The following is a 2,903-nucleotide window of genomic DNA, read 5'->3' on the forward strand; positions in this document are numbered from 1 at the left end:
TCAAGCAGGTGCCGGGCGGCTTCGTGCCGGGCCAGGACAAGCAGTATCTGGTCGGCTTCGCCCGGCTGCCGGACGGCGCGTCGCTGGATCGCACCGAAGAGGTGATCCGCAAGATGGGCGACATCGCACTGACCCAGCCCGGCGTGGAAAGCTCAGTGCAGTTTCCGGGCCTGTCGATCTCCGGCTTCACCAACTCCTCCAACGCCGGTATCGTGTTCTCGACCCTGAAGCCGTTCGACGAGCGCAAGGGACCGGCACTGTCGGGCGGCGCGATCGCAATGGATTTGAATAAGAAGTATGCCGGCCTGCAGGATGCCTTCATCGCCATGTTCCCGCCGCCGCCGGTCAATGGCCTCGGCACCATCGGCGGCTTCAAGCTGCAGATCGAGGATCGCGCCGGCCTCGGTTATGAGGCGCTGAACGACGCCACCAAGGCCTTCATGGCCGGGTTGTCGAAGCAACCGGAGATCGCCGGCCTGTTCTCGAGCTTCCAGGTCAACGTGCCGCAGATCTTCGCCGATATTGACCGCACCAAGGCGCTGCAGCTCGGCGTCCCCGTGACGGAGGTCTTCAACACGCTGCAGATCTACCTCGGCTCTTACTACGTGAACGACTTCAACAAGTTCGGCCGCACCTACTCGGTCTATGTGCAGGCGGACGCGCCGTTCCGCGCCCGCGCCGACGACATCAGGCAGTTGAAGGTGCGCGCCGCGTCCGGCGACATGGTGCCGCTGTCGGCGCTGTTGAAGATCCGCCAAAGCGCAGGACCGGAGCGTGCGATCCGCTACAACGGCTTCCTGTCCTCCGACGTCAACGCCGCGCCGGCGCCGGGCTATTCCTCCGGCCAGGCGCAGGCGGCCGCCACGCGCGTCGCCGCGGAAACCCTGCCGCCGGGCTTTGCCTTCGAATGGACCGACCTGACCTATCAGGAGTTCATCGCCGGCGATTCCGGCATCTGGGTGTTTCCGCTGGCCATCCTCCTGGTTTTCCTGGTGCTGGCGGCGCTCTACGAAAGCCTGGCCCTGCCGCTGTCGATCCTCATGATCGTGCCGATGGCGCTGTTGGCTGCGATGTTCGGTGTCTACCTCTCCAAGGGCGACAACAACATCTTCACCCAGATCGGCCTGATCTTGCTGGTCGGTCTCTCGGCGAAGAACGCGATCCTGATCGTGGAGTTCGCACGCGAGCTCGAATTCGCCGGACGGACGCCGATCCGCGCCGCGATCGAGGCCAGCCGGCTGCGGCTGCGGCCGATCCTGATGACGTCGATGGCGTTCATCATGGGCGTGCTGCCGCTGGTGTTGTCGACCGGCGCCGGCTCGGAGATGCGGCGCGCGATGGGCGTCGCGGTGTTCTCCGGCATGATCGGCGTGACGGTGTTCGGCCTGTTCCTGACGCCGGTGTTCTATGTGCTGCTGCGGACGGTCACCGGCATGAAGCCGCTGACGCATCACGGCGGCGAGGCCACCGTCGGTCACGTCCCGCAGGCCGCGGAGTGAGGAATGTGACCTAGTTGACGGAATGCATCGACGCTCTCGAATACGCCAATTCCTGAGCGTCGTGCAGACCCGGTGGCCGGACCCGCGCCCGGCCACCGGGTCATCTTGCTTTGAAGGACCAAGAAGATGGAACTATTAAATCATTTTGTCGCCGCGCGCCTTATGAAGGATGCGCAGTTGTTCGAGCGGATCGGCCGCTACGATGCAACAAGGCCCCAGTTCTCCAGGCCAGCCGACTCCGCTGCGCCGGCCGATCTCGCCTCAAATTCGCCCGAAGACACCGCCGACGAAAGCGTCCGGACTGCGCGCGACGACCAGGGAGTTGTGTCCCCGGCGGAATGCCCGCACGATGCACGTTAGCCTTGACTTCCCCTGCTCGCGAGCGATGATTTGATGAGGTTGGCGGTTTGATCGTAAAGGGGGCGTCGATGAAGGTTTTGCAGGCGGCACTTGTCACCGCGGCCACGCTGGCGGGCGCTGCGCTTCCGGCGCATGCACGCGATCTCACCGTCGTCTCCTGGGGAGGCAATTACCAGGACGCCCAGCGGAAAATCTACTTCCAGCCCTTTGCCGCCAAGCTCGGGGCGCCCGTGCTCGACGAGAGCTGGGACGGCGGCTACGGCGTGCTGCAGGCGAAGGTCAAGGCCGGTACCCCGAACTGGGATGCGGTGCAGGTCGAGGCCGAGGAGCTCGAGCTCGGCTGCACCGACGGCATCTATGAGAAGATCGACTGGCAGAAGATGGGCGGCAAGGACGCCTTCATTCCGGCAGGGGTCAGCGACTGCGGCGTCGGCGCCATCGTGTGGTCGACCGGCATCGCCTATGACGGCGACAAGCTCAAGGATGGGCCGAAATCCTGGGCGGACTTCTGGGATACGGCGAAATTCCCCGGCAAGCGCTCCTTGCGGAAGGGCGCCAAATACACGCTCGAATTCGCGCTGATGGCCGACGGCGTGCCGGTGGCCGATGTCTACAAGGTGCTGAAGACGCCCGAGGGCGTGGACCGCGCCTTCAAGAAGCTCGATGCGCTGAAGGCCGACATCGTCTGGTGGGAAGCCGGCGCGCAACCGTTGCAGCTGTTGTCGTCGGGACAGGTGGTGATGACGTCGGCCTATAATGGCCGCATCAGCGCCATCAACCGCTCCGAGGGCAAGCATTTCGGCTTCGTGTTTCCGGCCTCGATCTACGCGGTCGACAGCTGGGTCATCCTGAAGAACTCGCCGAACAAGGATGCCGCGATGAATTTCATCGCCTTCGCCAGCCAGACCGAGAACCAGGCGAAGCTTCCCGAATACATCGCCTATGGTCTGCCCAACGTGGCCGCGGCGAAGCTCGTCCCGGAGAAATATGCGCCGGAGCTGCCGACCACGCCGGACAATCTCAAGCAGGCGATCCCGCTCGATG

General features: G+C 64.4%; 2 protein-coding genes. Both read left to right on the forward strand.

The genetic code is table 11. From position 1 onward, the window contains the following. A partial coding sequence (locus WA702_RS18260; RefSeq protein ID WP_425111936.1) for an efflux RND transporter permease subunit occupies positions 1–1,499 on the forward strand: 1,499 nt, incomplete at its 5' end. Positions 1,500–1,927: 428 nt separating this feature from the next. After that, a partial coding sequence (locus WA702_RS18265) for an ABC transporter substrate-binding protein (protein WP_425111937.1) occupies positions 1,928–2,903 on the forward strand: 976 nt, incomplete at its 3' end.

Origin of the sequence: Bradyrhizobium sp. (genome assembly GCF_049798375.1) — a bacterium.
Classification (GTDB): domain Bacteria; phylum Pseudomonadota; class Alphaproteobacteria; order Rhizobiales; family Xanthobacteraceae; genus Bradyrhizobium.